This window comes from Ligilactobacillus ruminis DSM 20403 = NBRC 102161, from assembly GCF_900113455.1.
Lineage (GTDB): Bacteria > Bacillota > Bacilli > Lactobacillales > Lactobacillaceae > Ligilactobacillus > Ligilactobacillus ruminis.
Genome location: NZ_FOPI01000003.1, coordinates 17138 through 33259 on the forward strand (window position 1 = coordinate 17138; position 16122 = coordinate 33259).

The 16122-nt window shown below is 41.5% G+C and carries 14 protein-coding genes and 1 tRNA gene; 14 read left to right on the forward strand and 1 reads right to left on the reverse strand.

Going from position 1 to position 16122, the window contains the following annotated elements; translation table 11 throughout:
• The first annotated feature begins 69 nt into the window (after window positions 1–69).
• The 11 genes from BMZ95_RS00080 to BMZ95_RS00125 all read left to right on the forward strand — a co-directional run bounded on the left by BMZ95_RS00080 (window position 70) and on the right by BMZ95_RS00125 (window position 9696).
• A complete protein-coding gene (locus BMZ95_RS00080) occupies window positions 70–1449 on the forward strand; it encodes an MATE family efflux transporter (RefSeq protein ID WP_046922840.1) in 1380 nt (459 codons plus the stop codon).
• A gap of 104 nt (window positions 1450–1553) precedes the next feature.
• Complete coding sequence (locus tag BMZ95_RS00085) at window positions 1554–1763, forward strand: hypothetical protein (protein ID WP_014073576.1); 210 nt, start codon at window positions 1554–1556, stop codon at window positions 1761–1763.
• Between the two features lie 47 nt (window positions 1764–1810).
• A tRNA-Gly gene (locus BMZ95_RS00090) sits at window positions 1811–1881 on the forward strand.
• A 251-nt stretch (window positions 1882–2132) separates the two neighbouring features.
• Entirely contained in the window at window positions 2133–3830 is a 1698-nt protein-coding gene (gene argS / locus BMZ95_RS00095; protein ID WP_014073575.1) for an arginine--tRNA ligase, read from the forward strand.
• Window positions 3831–4593: 763 nt separating this feature from the next.
• Window positions 4594–4788, forward strand: coding sequence for a hypothetical protein (locus BMZ95_RS11330; RefSeq protein ID WP_225354869.1), 195 nt, complete (start codon window positions 4594–4596; stop codon window positions 4786–4788).
• Window positions 4739–5065 carry an ABC transporter substrate-binding protein gene (locus BMZ95_RS11335; RefSeq protein ID WP_225354868.1) on the forward strand — a complete coding sequence of 109 codons (327 nt, stop codon included), beginning with the start codon at window positions 4739–4741 and terminating at the stop codon, window positions 5063–5065. Before BMZ95_RS11330 ends, BMZ95_RS11335 begins: the two co-directional genes overlap by 50 nt.
• A gap of 87 nt (window positions 5066–5152) precedes the next feature.
• A complete protein-coding gene (locus BMZ95_RS10710; RefSeq protein ID WP_225354867.1) occupies window positions 5153–5323 on the forward strand; it encodes a hypothetical protein in 171 nt (56 codons plus the stop codon).
• Window positions 5324–5614: 291 nt separating this feature from the next.
• The gene (locus BMZ95_RS00110; RefSeq protein ID WP_014073574.1) at window positions 5615–6100 is read left to right on the forward strand and encodes an arginine repressor; all 486 of its coding nucleotides are present in this window, start codon (window positions 5615–5617) and stop codon (window positions 6098–6100) included.
• Between the two features lie 80 nt (window positions 6101–6180).
• Window positions 6181–8298 (forward strand): PBP1A family penicillin-binding protein, encoded by a 2118-nt coding sequence (locus BMZ95_RS00115; RefSeq protein WP_046922826.1) that lies wholly within the window; start codon window positions 6181–6183, stop codon window positions 8296–8298.
• 13 nt (window positions 8299–8311) lie between these two features.
• Complete coding sequence (locus BMZ95_RS00120; RefSeq protein ID WP_014073573.1) at window positions 8312–8653, forward strand: YlbF/YmcA family competence regulator; 342 nt, start codon at window positions 8312–8314, stop codon at window positions 8651–8653.
• Window positions 8654–8736: 83 nt separating this feature from the next.
• Window positions 8737–9696: a 3'-5' exoribonuclease YhaM family protein gene (locus BMZ95_RS00125; protein ID WP_014073572.1), complete on the forward strand. Its 960-nt coding sequence runs from the start codon at window positions 8737–8739 to the stop codon at window positions 9694–9696.
• Window positions 9697–9833: 137 nt separating this feature from the next.
• On the opposite strand, the gene BMZ95_RS00130 is transcribed toward BMZ95_RS00125, so the two are convergent.
• Complete coding sequence (locus tag BMZ95_RS00130) at window positions 9834–11999, reverse strand: methyl-accepting chemotaxis protein (RefSeq protein WP_046922825.1); 2166 nt, start codon at window positions 11997–11999, stop codon at window positions 9834–9836.
• Window positions 12000–12612: 613 nt separating this feature from the next.
• Between BMZ95_RS00130 and asd the strand changes: the two genes are divergently transcribed.
• The 3 genes from asd to BMZ95_RS00145 all read left to right on the forward strand — a co-directional run bounded on the left by asd (window position 12613) and on the right by BMZ95_RS00145 (window position 16037).
• A complete protein-coding gene (gene asd / locus BMZ95_RS00135; RefSeq protein WP_014073570.1) occupies window positions 12613–13704 on the forward strand; it encodes an aspartate-semialdehyde dehydrogenase in 1092 nt (363 codons plus the stop codon).
• A 178-nt stretch (window positions 13705–13882) separates the two neighbouring features.
• Window positions 13883–14797 carry an ABC transporter ATP-binding protein gene (locus BMZ95_RS00140; protein ID WP_014073569.1) on the forward strand — a complete coding sequence of 305 codons (915 nt, stop codon included), beginning with the start codon at window positions 13883–13885 and terminating at the stop codon, window positions 14795–14797.
• A complete protein-coding gene (locus BMZ95_RS00145; RefSeq protein ID WP_046922824.1) occupies window positions 14790–16037 on the forward strand; it encodes an ABC transporter permease in 1248 nt (415 codons plus the stop codon). Before BMZ95_RS00140 ends, BMZ95_RS00145 begins: the two co-directional genes overlap by 8 nt.
• The last annotated feature ends 85 nt before the right edge of the window (window positions 16038–16122 follow it).

Consider the following 16122-nt stretch of genomic DNA (forward strand, 5'->3'; position numbering starts at 1 on the left):
GATACGGTGCGAAGCATGGAAAAGGGAAGTCTGTTTTTGGCATCGACGTCGCATTTGCCTCAAAGAAAAATGAAAACACTAACAAAAGGAAATCCGATCAAACTAATCTTGCTGTTTGCCGTTCCGTTGCTTATCGGCAATCTTTTTCAACAGCTTTACAGCTTGTCTGATACGATTATCGTCGGACAAACGCTTGGAGTTGACGCATTGGCAGCGGTTGGTTCGACCGGCAGCATTCAGTTTTTGATTATCGGTTTTGCGCAAGGGCTTACCGCAGGATTGTCAATCTTGACTGCACAATATTTCGGAGCAGGCGATTACCAAAAAGTTCGCCAAAGTTTCGTGACCAGCATCGTGATTACTGTCATAGTAACCGTGCTGTTGACGATTTTTAGTTTGACTTTCGTCGGCAAGATCTTGGAATTGATGCAAACACCGGCAGAAATCAAAAATGATGCTCAAACGTTTATCTCGGTTATTTTTGCAAGCATGGTAGTATTGATGGCATACAATCTGCTTTCAAACATTATCAGAGCATTGGGAGACAGTAAGACGCCGCTTTATTTTTTGATTTTTGCAACTATTGTCAATGTTATTTTGGAACTGTTGTTTCTTTTGGTATTTCATTGGGGAATTGCCGGTGCAGGTTTTGCAACCGTGCTTGCACAAGGAATTTCGGTGGTTTTATGCATAGTTTATATCATCAGAAAACTGCCTTTGCTCCAAATTGAATGGAAGGATTTCAAAACGATTACCAAAGAATCGCTTGGCAAGCATCTTTATGTTGGACTTCCGATGGCATTTCAGATGTCGATCATTGCAATCGGGGCGGTGCTGCTCCAGTCGGCTTTAAACGGTCTTGGAACGACTGCCGTCGCCGCTTCGACGGCCGGAGGAAAAATCGATCAGCTCGCAACGCTGCCGATGATGTCTTTGGGGGTTGCGATGTCGACGTTTACGGCCCAAAATTATGGTGCCAAAAAATACGGCAGAATTTTGCAAGGTGTACGACAAACAATTATCGTTTCGATTACCGTGGCAATTATCGGTGCGGTTTTAATTATTATTTTTGGCAAACAGCTCGTTACATTGTTCGTCGGTAATCAGGCACCGGCGGTTTTGAAGCTTTCGCAAACATACTTTAACATAACGTGTACTTTTTACTGGGTGCTTGGTATTTTATTCGTTATTCGCTATACTCTGCAAGGATTGGGACAAAGCATCGTGCCGACGCTTGCGGGAATTGCTGAACTTGTCATGAGAAGTTCAGCCGCATTGTTTCTGGCAAAAGCATTGGGTTATGCCGGTGCGTGCTGCGCCAATCCGATGGCTTGGGCAGGATCTTGTTTCGTTTTGATTCCGTCATACGTCAAATCTTACAAAATGTTGAAACAACGTGAAAAAGAACAAGACAATAAAAGCAATGAAGAAAGCGGCACTGAATTTTAAAGAAACGGCTAAAATTAAGAGTTTCTATATTTCGTTAAAAAGACTTGCAATTTGTTTGAAAGTTTGATACTATTCATATCATTGTAGGCGAAGTAGGTGAGATGATGGAAACAAATTTTCAGATCGGTGACCGTGTGGCATGCGATAAGTTCGCATCAATGAGTCATGATTTTGTTGGCTCAATTGAAAGAATCTATGAAAATTCAGCAGTAGTTGAAATTATTGAGCATCATAAAGACGATAATGTTGCCGTAACTGATTTTCATAATCGGACAGTAGTTAGTCTCAAGCATATGAAGAAAATTACTGCATAAAAATTAATGACAATTAAACAGAGATGTGATATAATAATCTCTGTTATGCGGGTGTAGTTTAGTGGTAAAATCCCAGCTTCCCAAGCTGATGTCGCGAGTTCGATTCTCGTCACCCGCTTAAGACTTCGGATATAGCGGTCTTGTCCAATAATAAAAGAGGAGTAGCCTGCGGAAACTTGCAGCGAGTTCGGGGGGATGGAAGCCGAGCAGCGGAAACTGGCGAAGCGCACTTTTTAGGATGCATTTTAATATTGAGTGGATGATTCAATTAGAGTGGTACCGCGGGGAAATCTCGTCTCTTGTTTTTTGACAGGGGACGTTTTTTTTATCCGTTTTATTCTACTAAAATTCAGGAGGAATCAATTATTTATGAAAGACTATAAAAAAGTTGTCGCTTCTGCAGTGAGTCAAGCGGTTGACGGTCAGCTCAGCATTGATGAAATTACTGCAAAAATTGAAACGCCAAAGTCGTTGAACCTTGGTGACTATGCGTTTCCAGCTTTCGTACTGGCGAAGGTTCTCAGAAAAGCTCCGCAAATGATTGCACAAGATCTTGTTGAAAAAATCGACCATGCCGGTTTTGAAAAAATCGAAGCTGTTGGACCATACGTGAATTTCTTTTTGGATAAAAAGGATTTTTCTGCGGATGTTTTGGGAGACGTGATTTCAAAAGGAGCAAGTTTTGGCGACGCTGACGAAGGGAAGGGCGGCAACGTACCGATCGACATGTCATCGCCGAACATCGCCAAGCCGATGTCCATGGGTCATCTTCGTTCAACCGTCATCGGCAATTCGATTGCGCAGCTGCTCGAAAAGACTGGATACAAGCCTGTCAAAATCAATCATTTGGGCGACTGGGGCACCCAGTTTGGCAAATTAATGTGCGCCTATAAGCTTTGGGGTTCAGAAGAAGAAGTCAAAAAAGACCCTATTGACTCGCTTTTGCGCTATTACGTTCGTTTTCACGAAGAAGACGTCGATCATCCTGAGCTTGACGAAAAGGCGCGCGAATGGTTCAAACGCTTGGAAGATGGTGATGAAGAAGCTACAAAGCTTTGGAAGTGGTTCCGTGAAGAATCACTCAAAGTGTTCATGCGCGTTTACGACCGTTTGGATATTAAATTTGATTCGTACAATGGCGAAGCATTTTACAACGACAAGATGGATGAAGTCGTTGAAATGCTTGAAGCAAAGAATCTTCTTCATGAAAGTCAAGGTGCTCAAATCGTCGACTTAAGCAAATATGATCTCAATCCTGCTTTGATTAAGAAAACAGATGGAGCAACCTTATACATTACGCGTGATTTGGCTGCCGCCATCTACAGAAAGCGTACGTATGAATTTGCACAATCGCTTTATGTTGTCGGCAATGAACAAAAGAATCACTTCAAGCAGCTTAAGGCCGTTTTAAAGGAAATGGGTTATGACTGGTCTGATGACATTCACCACATTCCGTTCGGCTTGATTACAAAAGACGGCAAGAAGCTCTCGACTCGTTCAGGCAGAATCGTTTTGCTTGAAGAAGTGCTTGACGATGCCGTCAAGTTGGCGCAAAAACAAATCGAAGAAAAGAATCCTGCACTTGAAAACAAGGCTGAAGTTGCAGAAGCTGTCGGCGTCGGAGCCGTTGTGTTCCACGATCTTAAGAATGATCGCTTGAACAATTTCGATTTTAATCTGGAAGAAGTCGTACGTTTTGAAGGCGAAACTGGTCCTTACGTACAGTATTCGCATGCAAGAGCAATGAGTATTTTGCGCAAAGCAGGCAATCCTGGACTTGATGCTGCAGGCAATTATCGTCTTGACGATTCTGAAGCATGGGAAACGTTGCGTCTGTTGGCTGATTTCCCTGCAACGGTGTTGAAGGCGGTTGAAGAATATGAGCCGTCAGTTATTGCAAAATACGGGATTCATTTGGCCAAGGCCTTCAATCGTTACTATGCGCATTCAAGAATTTTGGAAGACGATGATCAAAAAGAAGCGCGACTTGCCTTGGTTAAGAGCGTTGCCGAAGTTTTGAAAGAATCATTGCGTCTGCTTGGCGTTAAGGCACCCGATGAAATGTAGTTTTTACTTTGAATTTAATTATGCCTAGCCGGAAATCCCGTGACTTTAGTCATGAGATGGATAGGCTCACTATGATATAATACTTGTAGATAGTAATTGACTTAGTAACTGCATCACTAAGAACCAAAGTGAGTAATTACATCATTGTAAAACTATCCAACAACTATTGATATATCATTCCTATGGCAACCTGGGAATGTAAAAGGCATTGGCAATTAGATAGTCACTGACCAGACAACTACGGCTGTTTGGTCAAACCATCTGTATCTATGCAAATTGTGGTTCAGATACTCAATATAAGGGTGTCTGTTCACAAGCCATCGACTTTAGCCGATGGTGGTTGACAGATGATTGAATAATCATATCGTTAACAGACAGAATGCTTTGAAGAGAAGATTGCTTGAAGATTCGCCTAAAGAGAACGTGGGTTGGTGAGAACACGGAGGAAAACGACAAGCGAAGATGAGTTCTGAGCAAGATAAACGGTGCAAGCTGTTTATCCGGTGCGGGACCGATAACTTCCGCAGCTTTGAATACGAAGCTGGTGAGGCTGCAAGCTTGAGTTTGTGGCGAATTAAGGTGGTACCGCGCGGAAACGTCCTTAGTGTCTTCAGTAGAAGATGCTGAGGACGTTTTTTTATATTTTTTTGGAGGGGATACATAAGAAAAAGAGCAACGTTTTAGCAATCGGTGCGACAGTCTTGCTGCTTGCCGGATGCGGAAATGGAAAAAGCAGTGATGTTTCCAAGAAAGCAGGCGGCAAATGCGCTGCAAAGCAGTGAACTGGACCGAAAGCAATACGTTGGCAACGGCTGATTTGTCAAATGCAACGGATACCTTGAGTTTTAACGTTTTGATGAATACTCAGGAAGGATTGTATCGTTTGGACAAAAACGGCACGCCGCAACTTGCTTTGGCAAAAAAAAGCCAACGTTTCAAAGGACGGCAGAACTTATAATTTTGAGCTTCGCAAAGGCGTCAAGTGGTCAAACGGTGAAGATGTTACTGCAAAAGATTTTGTTTATTCATGGCGAAGGACCGTTGATCCTAAGACGACTTCACAGGATGCCTTTTATTTGAATCAGGTTGAAAATGCCAGTGAAATCATCGCAAACAAAAAGGATCCGAAAGAACTCGGAATAACTGCCAACGGAAAGTATAAGCTGACGGTCAAGCTGACAAAAGCCATACCATATTTTAAACAATCAACAGGCAAAATCGCAGCTTTTGCGTGAAAACGTCAAAAACGTCGTTTATAATCCGGCCGAAGTACCTTATGACTGGAAGACCGTATACATTGCAAAACAGGCGGGGAATGAAACATGGAATTAGATCAACGATATATTGAAGACTGTTTTATCAAATATGCCAAAGTCGATATGCGCTCAGACGTTTCAAGCAAACAGGTTCTGACGACTCCGGGGCAAAAGAAACTTGCGCTGATCGTGTGCGATGACTTGAAAAAGCTGGGGGGTGAGGCTTGGAATTTTTGAAACATCCAGGATACCAATGTTTGATAAGCCAAAATCAAAAGTTGCATTAGCAGCAATCAAAGAGCTCAGCGATAAAATCGAGGCAGTTGACGGGGCATCATTGCAATGCCAAATATGATTACTCCGCTCCGGTGGCCTTGCTGAGCGTTTTGTAATGGCTGGCATACACAAGCCGCGCATTTAAATTCACCTTTTTCCAATATTATTTGCTATATGCTATAATAGAAATGATAGGTAAATGTATTAAAAAACACTTGTGCCTATAGCAGATGAAACAGGAAGTGAATATTCGTGAAAAAAGAGCTTAGACAAGCTAAGATTGAACAGTTGATTACCAAGCAGATAATTTCAAATCAGGATGATCTGTTAAAGGCTTTAAAGAAAGCGGGAATTTCAGCTACTCAGGCAACAATCTCGCGTGATATTCGCGAAATGCAGATTGTTAAGCAGCAGGACGGCGATGGTCATTTGCGTTACGTTGTCTTCAAGGAACAAAATCAAGCCGAATGGCTCAGACTTTATAAGGCAATTTATGATTTTGTGATCGAAATTACTCAAGTCGAATTTGTCAATGTCGTTAAGACGATGCCAAGAAATGCAAACGTTTTGGCGGCAATAATCGATGATTTGAAACCTGAATGCGTTGCCGGAACGATTGCCGGCTATGATACGATGGTAGTAATCAGTCCCTCCGCAGATGCTGCTTTAGAGTTCAAAAAGATGGCTATTGAACATATCAATCATGATGCGATCGGAATTGCGCCTGAAGATGATTAAGTTTCTCTTATAAAACTCCTTTTATCAGAGCAAATGTGATAATATTTCTTAAGTATAAAAGAGCATGGAAGAGGATCTGAATGGACAAATCTTTTTTTAAAAAAATAACAGAATCGCTTAAACGGTGTTTGAGTTTGTTTGGAAGCTGGTTTAAGGAAAAATGTCATCGTTACCAAGTGATCAGATGGTTCATCGTGGTATGTTTGAGCATTTTTTTAGCAACAAGCATTTATTTGATTTACGTAGCCAAGACAGCCAACGTCAAGGGCCTCGAGAATGCCTTGGAGAGACCGACGACGATTTATGACAAAGACGGTGACAGGGCAGGATATCTGTATTCTCAAAAAGGGACATGGGTTTCTCTTGACAAGATTTCGCCAAATGTTGCCGATGCGGTTTTGTCAACTGAAGATCGCAATTTTTACCATGAATACGGCTTTTCCATCAAGGGGATGGTGCGCGCGCTATTGCTCAATCTGAAAAATAGGATCATGGGCAGCAGCGATATTGCGGGCGGAGGAAGCACGTTGACGCAACAGCTTGTCAAAAATGCCTTTTTATCGCAAGAGCAAACAATTTCCAGAAAGGCCAAGGAAATTTTCATTGCGATGCAGGTTGAAAATACGTACAGCAAAAAGCAGATTTTGGCGATGTATTTAAACAATGCGTATTTTGGAAACGGTGTTTGGGGCATTGAGGATGCGTCAGAAAAATATTTTGGCGTTCATGCTTCGCAGCTGACGGTTCCGCAAGCGGCAACAATTGCCGGAATGCTAAAAAATCCGAACGGATATAATCCAAAGAATCACCCGGCAGAATCAAGACAAAGGCGCAACGTTGTCTTGACTTTGATGAAAGACAATGGCAAATTGACTCAGGAGCAGATGAAATCGTATCAAGACAGTCCGATGATTACAAGCGATAATTATCAGTACGATTCAGGGTATCGTTATCCGTATTTCTTCGATGCGGTCATTGACGAAGCAATCAAAAAATATGGTCTTAGCGAAGAAGATATCATGAATCGAGGATATAAGATCTATACAACGCTTGATCAAAACTATCAGTCAACGATGCAAACAGATTTTGCCGACAGTTCGCTTTTTCCTTATGATGCGGATGACGGGACTCGCGCGCAGGGGGCTTCGATTGCCATCGATCCAAAGACAGGCGGCGTAACGGCTTTGGTGGGTGGCAGAAACGACAGTCATGTTTTTCGCGGATACAATCGTGCAACGCAGCTCGTTCGTTCGCCCGGATCGACGATCAAGCCTTTAGCCGTCTATGCTCCGGCTCTTCAGCATGGCTATCATTATGATTCGATGGTTGAAGACAAGTATCAGGCTTATGGTTCCAATAAATACAGTCCCAAGAATGCGACGGGGACGTATCAAGGCAAGATCATGCTTTATCAGGCTTTGGCCGAAAGTAAAAATACGACTGCAGTATGGTTGTTGAATAAAATCGGAGTCTCGGAGGGATATCGTTCAGCCGAAAAATTCGGGTTGAAACTATCAGATTCCGATAAAAATCTGAGCCTTGCTTTGGGCGGATTGGAAAAAGGCGTCTCTCCAATGACGATGGCATCTGCCTACTCTGCATTTGCCAACGGAGGCGTGAAGTATGATGCGCACTTTATACGAAGAATCGTCGATGCTTCCGGAAAAACGATTGTTGACGAAGAAGATGCTGATTCGACCAGAGTGGTTTCGGAAAAAGTCGCCAATGAGATGACAAGCATGATGATTGACGTTTATAAAAACGGAACGGGGGCTTCTGCAAAACCGTACGGCCATACGATTGCAGGAAAAACCGGTTCGACTCAGGGAAACGGAGTTGATCCAACCGCAGCCGATACTGACAGATGGTATATCGGCTATACGCCGGACGTTGTTTTGGCAACTTGGGTCGGGTTTGATTCAAATAAAAATTCGATTGAAAATGCCGGTACCAGAGGCGGCGCAGCGTTGTTCAAGTCGGAAATGGAAGGCATTTTGCCGAAGACGAAGCAAAGTCAATTTAAAGTCAAGGCAGCATCGACCTTGGCATATGAAAATATAAGCAGCAGTTCAAATCTTTGGGATTCGATTAAAAATGCCGGAGCCAACATTAAAAAATCAGGTTCCGGAATTAAGCAAAAGGTCGACTCATGGATTGATGATGGCAAGCAGAAATTACAACAGATTTTCGGAAATTAACGGAGGAATCAGCATGATCAATATTTACGATACGGCCAATCAGATGGAGCAGGATTTAAGAAAGACCAGTCAATACCAGGAGCTTAAGACGGCTTATGAAGCCTTGAAAGCTGATGAGACGGCTTTTAGGTGTTTCAATGAGATTCATTCTTTGCAAGAAGAACTTCAAAAAAAGCAAATGTCTGGACAAAAGCCGACTGAAGACGATTTTAAGAAACTTCAGGATTTAGGCAAAGAAGCAGACGGATATGAGACTTTGCAAACGCTGATGCAAAAGGAGCAGGCTCTGAGCATGATGATGGATGAACTGAGCAAGATTATTTTTCGTCCGATTCAAGAACTTTACAAGGATTAATTACGGAGCGGGACATGGCTTTTTGTCTCGCTCTTGTTTTCGTGTTAAAGTAGTAAGGAACATTCGAATCAGATGGAGGAAATATGACGAAAAAACTATATGACTATGACGTAGGCGAAAATGTTTCTTTGTTTGTTTTGATTAAAACATCGGAAACCAGGATTGCCAAAAACGGTAATAAATTTATTGCAATCAACTTTTCAGATAAATCTGGCGTAATCAGCGCCAAATTTTGGGATGCGTCCGCAAAAGATATTGAACAGTTCAAAGCTGGCAATGTCGTTTATTTGAAGGGAAAGCGCGAAAACTATCAAAATAATCCGCAGATCAAGATTGCTCATCTGCGTTTGGCAAAAGAGGATGAGCCAAAAGATCCGAGGCTTTATGTTCCGGATGCACCGGAGGAAACTCGCAAAATGAAAGAGGAACTGGAAGGGTATTTGGAGAAAATTGAAAACAAAACGTGGCATGACGTGGTCAAGCTGCTTTTTCAAGAAAATTCAGAGCAGTTTTTGTCTTTTCCTGCTGCCAAGTCAAATCACCATGCCTATTCAGGCGGATTAGCCTATCACACGCTTTCAATTTTACGCATGGCAGAAGCCGTTTCCGGAGAATACCCTGAGGTAAATAAATCTTTGCTTTATGCAGGTGCAATTTTGCACGATATGGGCAAGACGTTGGAGCTTTCAGGACCGGTAGCAACGACATACACTCTTGAAGGAAATCTTCTCGGACATATCGTTTTGATTGATGAGCAGATTGTCTTGGCAATGAAAAAACTAGACGTTGATTTGGATTCTGAAGATGCAGTTTTGTTGAGACATATGATTGTTTCACATCACGGTTTGCTTGAGTATGGTTCGCCGGTTAAGCCGCTTTTGCTTGAGGCCGACGTTCTTCATCAGCTTGACAATTTGGACGCGTCGATTCAAATGATCAGAAATTCAGTTTCAAGAACTGAAGGCGGAGCTTTTACTGAAAGGCTTTTTGCAATGGATGGAAGAATGTTCTATCATCCGAAATTCAAAGAAAAAAACGATTAAAATTAAATTGCTGTCCTGATTTCATGATTTTGAAGCGATTAGGATATGCTAAAATGCCCATGACATGGAAAGGGTGATTTCCTGTCACGGGCATTTTTTATTTTATCTTAAAGTCGCTTGGGGGCAGATAAAGTTGTTTATAATTTGAATTTATCTGTTTCTTCTCTGAGAGTTTCCGAAATATCTCGGAGGTCGGAAACGTGTTGCGTAAATTCGTCCATCGTTGCAAGAACTTCTTCCGAGTTTGCTGAAACTTCTTCTGTACCGGCAGCATTTTCCTGGGTCGATGCAGAGATGTTCTCGAGTCCCTCAAGAACTTTATTTTGAACGTTTTCGATATTTCCGCTAGCTTGTTCGACATTGGAGATGCCGTCTGCCATTGATTGATTGCGTTTAAAGACTTCCATAGTTGACTTGATTGCTTTCTGAATGAGTTTGGACTGCTTTTTTCCTCCTTCAAGCGAGGCGTTCGTTTGATCGACCATGCTGCTTGATCGTGCTTGGATATCGGCAATGATTGCTTCAATTTCCTTGGTTGATGCAGCGCTTTGTTCTGCCAGTTTGCGGATTTCTGCGGCAACGACCGAGAATCCTTTGCCTGCTTCACCGGCACTCGCAGCCTCAATTGAAGCATTTAAGGCAAGCAGGTTGGTTTGGCGAGAAATTTCGTTGATGACGTTGATGATTTTGGTAATGTCTTGGACGTTGGCATTCATTTCTTCAACGCTGTGCATCAATTTTTCCATGGCACTCAGTTCTTCTGACCAGCTGCTGTTGACTTTATCCATCGTGTTCATATTTTCCTGATTGATTTCTGAGCTTTGTTTTGCTTCTTCATTCATGTTAATGACGTTTGTGTGAAGCTGATCGATAATTTCTGAAAGTTCTTTCAGTTTTGTTACGTTTTCTTGTGTTTCTTCGGCCTGTGAACTTGTGACGTCAGCAATTCCGGTGATGGTTTGAGATACTTCTTCAGTAGCTTTTCCGGTTTGTTTGGAAAGCTCAAGCAATGAATCGGACATTTGTGCAACGTTTTTGCTTTGCTTTTGAACATTATGAATCAGTTCAACCATTGATTTGACCATCATGTTGTATGCATAGACGATCTGACCGAATTCATTGCCATCCTTTGTTGGAACAAACAATTTTCTGCCGAAGCGCTCTGCTCCTGAAACGTCATTTCCGATATCTTCTGGAACGAGTGAAAGATTTCCTTTAGCACTGGATGCAAAGACGTCGACAAAATATTTTGTGCCGGAACGCAGAGTTTTTTTGATGAATTCTGATAAAACGACGATGATGAGCATGATAACGAATGCTATGATGATAATCCATTTTTCAAGATTATAGCGTTCACGGTACAGATCATTTTGGGCAACGGCTGCTACTGCCCATGCATTGCTGCCTTTTGCTCCCTTATCGTAGTAGACGTCGGCAATTCCGGCGTCGGGAGTCAATAAACATAAGATGTTTCCCGAATTTTCTTCGGCACTGCTGAGGTATTCTGCTTTACCGTTTGAAACTCTGATATAGCCTTGTCTTGTCGGAGCATTTTTAATTGTCTTGAAGACGGAATCGTTTGAAACGTCATTGCCGCGCTTGAATGCATTGATTTCGGTCGGAACTTTTTTATTGATGTCGCGGCTCGTAGTATCTCTTGAGGCCAGGACGCGTGCTGATTTTGAAACAAGTGCGACGCGTCCTGTGTTGCCGACTTTCATTTTTTTAACGACAAATTCGATGTTTTTGTATGTGATTTCAAGACTGACGACGCTTAGCTGGTTGCTTTGATTACGAACCGCAATGGCACAGCTCGTAACGTAACGGTCAGTTTGGTCATCGAGGTATGGACTTGTCCAAATGATTTTACCTTCGTTGTTGACGGCTTTTTTATACCATTCGGTATTTTTGGCATTGGCATAGGTTTCTGATTTTGTCGTGCTTATGGCGTGATTTTTCGAATCCACAAATGTTGCTCCGACGATGTCCTTGTTACTGTTTGCAACAAGCTTTAAGATGCCTCCGATTTGGACTGCGTCAAATTTTGCTCCGTTGAGTATCGTTCCCTTTGCGACCGATTCTAGCGTTGAAGCTGTCTGGTTAGTCAGTTCCAGATTTTCTTTTTGAATGATTCCGACGGAACTTGTCTTGATCGTGTTGTTTCGGGTGATCAAGATATTCGAGAACGTGAGATAGGAGACGGCGAATATAATGAGGATGGGAATGAAACTGCAAAAAATAAGCAGCTTGACTAAAGTATGAGCAATCGATTTGTTTTTGCTCTTTTTTTGAGTATGATTCATGAATAATACTTTCCTTTCAGTTTATTTCATGTCTGATTGGTGTATTAACAACCTACGTCTTACATAATCGGATTAATGATACTTATTTTTAATATCTTCAATTAAATCCAATTTAAACAGGTATATTGCGGTATGTATAATTATTTTTGGTACAGCTTAAAATATTTAGTAAATTAAAATAGCAAACTTTTGCAGTGATGATTCAAAATGATGTTTGACCTGAAGTCAACTTAATTCAATACCCTTGCATGTAACTGACAGATTTCGGATGACACCATTTTCATGAAGTGTCTGTTTTTGTTCAATCGCGTAAAATGGTTGGAGGAAAATTTAACAATGCGTGCGCACATGGGGATTGTTTTGGGATGAACAGTTCGAATGTTTGGAATGAAAAGTTGATGCTTCAAAAACAAATTCGGTCAAGTGGGACGTCAAAGACTTTGAAGTTCCGATGTGAGTTGCGGACATGGATTTTAAGGGCAATCACAATTGATGCTTGATGTTTGCATTTGTCGGAAAATATCGAAAAAATTCGTCAAACACTTGTATTTCAGCCATTATTCAACTATCATTATGTAAAAGACACTCTGAAAATGTGAAACGGGGTATGATTATGAGTGAAAAGTTAAGAGTAGGTGTCATCGGGGCTACAGGGATGGTAGGACAACGTTATATTTCTTTGTTGGAAGATCATCCGTGGTTTGACGTGACTTGCGTAGCAGCGAGTCCGAGAAGTGCGGGCAAAACTTATGCCGAAGCAGTCAAGGGACGTTGGCGCATGGATAAACCGATTCCTGAAAAAGTTCGAGACCTTGTTGTGCTGAATGCAAATGAAGTTGAAAAGGTTGCTTCGGAAGTGGATTTCGTATTTTCTGCCGTAAGCATGTCAAAAGATGAAATCAAAGAAATTGAAGAAGAATACGCAAAGACCGAAACTCCGGTTGTTTCGAATAACAGCGCCCATCGTTGGACGCCAGACGTTCCGATGATTGTCCCGGAAATTAATCCTGACCATACGGCCGTTATCAAGTACCAACGTGAACGCTTAGGAACAAAGAAGGGTTTTATCGCTGTAAAGCCCAACTGTTCGATTCAAAGTTATGCTCCAGCATTGTCTGCGTGGCTGAAGTTTGAACCTTACGAAGTGATTGCAACGACATATCAGGCAATTTCCGGTGCCGGAAAGACGTTTGCTGATTGGCCTGAAATGGAAGGAAACATCATCCCGTTTATTTCGGGCGAAGAAGAAAAGTCAGAAAAAGAGCCGCTCAGAATTTGGGGACATGTCGATGATGCAAAAAAGGCAATCGTTCCGGCGGAAAGTCCGGTAATTACGACACAATGTGTCCGCGTTCCTATTCTTTACGGGCATACGGCCGCTGCTTTCGTTAAGTTCAGACAAAATCCTTCGAAAGAAGAATTGGTGCAATCATTGCTTGAATATAAAGGAGTTCCGCAAGAATTGGGACTTCCAAGCGCTCCTAAGCAATTTATCCAGTATATGACGGAAGACGATCGTCCTCAAGTCAAATTGGACGTAAACTTTGAAAAGGGAATGGGAGTTTCAATCGGACGTCTGCGCAAAGATAAGGTGTATGATTGGAAATTCATCGGATTGTCTCATAATACTGCCCGTGGTGCTGCTGGTGGCGCAATTGAGTGTGCTGAGCTTTTAAAAGCACAAGGATATATTACCAAAAAATAACATTAACTATTATCAAAATCTCGCAAGTGTTTTTGTTTTCACTGCGAGATTTTTTGTTTAGCAAGCAATATGTATCAATTACATATTTTTAGTTATGAATCATATACATGATAACATTTTTATTGATGATTATTTTTTTGTATGATAAATTGTATTTTAATAAGAAAGGAGGAAAATCATGTCATTAGAAATCACAAATTTAAACAAGCATTTCGCAGATAAGCAGCTAGGACAAAAACATGTTTTAAAAGACGTGACTTTTAATGCGGAAAATGGTCGAATAGTTGGCTTGATAGGGAAAAATGGTTCGGGAAAAACCACGACGTTTCACTGTATTTTAAACTTTATTAAGTATGACGGTCTTATCAGACTTGACGGCAAAGAGATTAACGAAAACACTTATAATCGAATCGGATATCTTCCGGAGGAACGCAGTCTGATGCCAAAATTAACTGTCTATGAGCAAGTGCGTTTTTTGGCCAGACTCAAGGGAATGTCCAATCAAAGCATCAAAGATGAGTTCCCTAAGTGGATGGATCGGCTTGGCGTCGTCGGAAAACCAAATGACAAAATTAAAAGCTTATCAAAAGGAAATCAGCAAAAGGTGCAGCTGATTGCGACTTTGATTCATAAGCCTGACTTTATTATTTTGGATGAACCTTTTAGCGGACTGGATCCGTTGAATACGGATATTTTGAAAAAAGTTATCTTTGATGAGCAAAGGCGGGGTGCAACGATTATTTTTTCAGATCATTCCATGAGTAACGTTTCTGAGTTATGCGATGACGTCGTCATGATCAATGACGGAAGAATCGTTTTGAACGGACCGATTCAGCAGGTCCGCGACAGTTACGGCCTGACAAGAATTATTGTCAGATGCGCGCTTTCGACAGAAGAGCTGCGTGCGGTGCCGCACGTCCTTTCAGCAGACAGACGCAAAGACGGCGGCGTTGAATTGAGAATTGAGGATGAAAAATACGGGTCTGAAATATTTAATTTTATTTCAAAGGGATCATATGTCAGAACGTTTGACCATGAGCCACCGACGCTTGATGAGATTTTTAAAGAGAAGGCCGGTGAAAAAAATGAATAAGATCGTTTTGGTATTTTTGGAAACTTTTAAGCGACAAGTCAAGTCATGGAGTTTTCTTATCATGGTGCTGGCACCGTTTCTCGCCATAGGTCTTGGACTTTTGTTAGGCAAAGTCAGTTCCGATAATGCAGAAGATATGGTAAAAGACGTTACTGAAATTGCCGTTGTTGCGACAAGCAAGAATCTTCAAAAACAATTCGAAAGTCAAACGAACGTCACCATCAGATATGAAAGTCTTGATAAAGCAAAGAAGGCCCTTAATAAAGATAAAATTGCAGGATACGTCAGCGTGTCATTAAAAAAAGGAAGATACGAGGCAAGATATCATGGCAAGGGATCGATTGACGAAACGTCAAAGGCCGGAATCATGAACGTCCTCTCAAGACTTCAGTCATCGCAAAATATCGTTGCGGCGCAATTGAATAACGATCAGCTTCATAAGCTTCAGGTTCAGCCAAATTTTGTTGAAATTAAAAATTCGGCATCAAAACAAAATCAGATTGATAAAAAGCAGCAGGAAAAGTTTGCGAATAAAACTGCCTACATGATTTTGCTATTTGTGATGTATTTTATTTTGATAACCTATTCAACAACGACCGCACAAGAAATCGGTTCCGAAAAGGGGACGAAGATAATGGAAGTTTTATTTTCAAGCATGCCCGCAAAGAACTATTTTTATGGCAAAATGCTTGGATTGACGATGGTTATTGTTTTGCATATCTCAATCTATGCAATCGGCGGCGGAGTGATATACGCTTTGGCTCCAAGACTTTGGGGGGATGAAGCCTTGTTTAAAACGGCATATGAAATGATCAATATCATATTTAAACATCTTATCTCAATCAACTTGGTCTACGTATTGTTGATGATCATCCTTTGTACGGTTTTAGCCGCGCTTTGCGGGGCTTTGGTTGTTCGGATCGAGGATTCAAATAAGGCTGTTCAGCCAGTTATGTACCTGATTATTGCAGGCTTTATAGCTTCAATGGTATTTCAAGGAAAGCCCGAAAGCGTTATTGTTGTCGCTTTATCCTATATTCCCGGCGTTTCAGCGTTTTTTATGCCCCTCAGAATTATTAATGGTACCGTTGGAACGATTGGAATCGGTGTTTCGTTAACACTGTTTTTGGCGACCGTCATCCTTGCAATCGTATGGTGCGCCCGGGTTTATCCAGGACTCATTCTTCAAACGGATGATGAACCGTTATTGAAAAATTTGAAAAAGGCATCGAATAAGTAAAAATTCAGAATTTCAATTTTGAGTTTTTCGGCATTCAAAAAGAACATATTAAAAGGCCATCGTAATTTTAGATGACCTTTTTTAA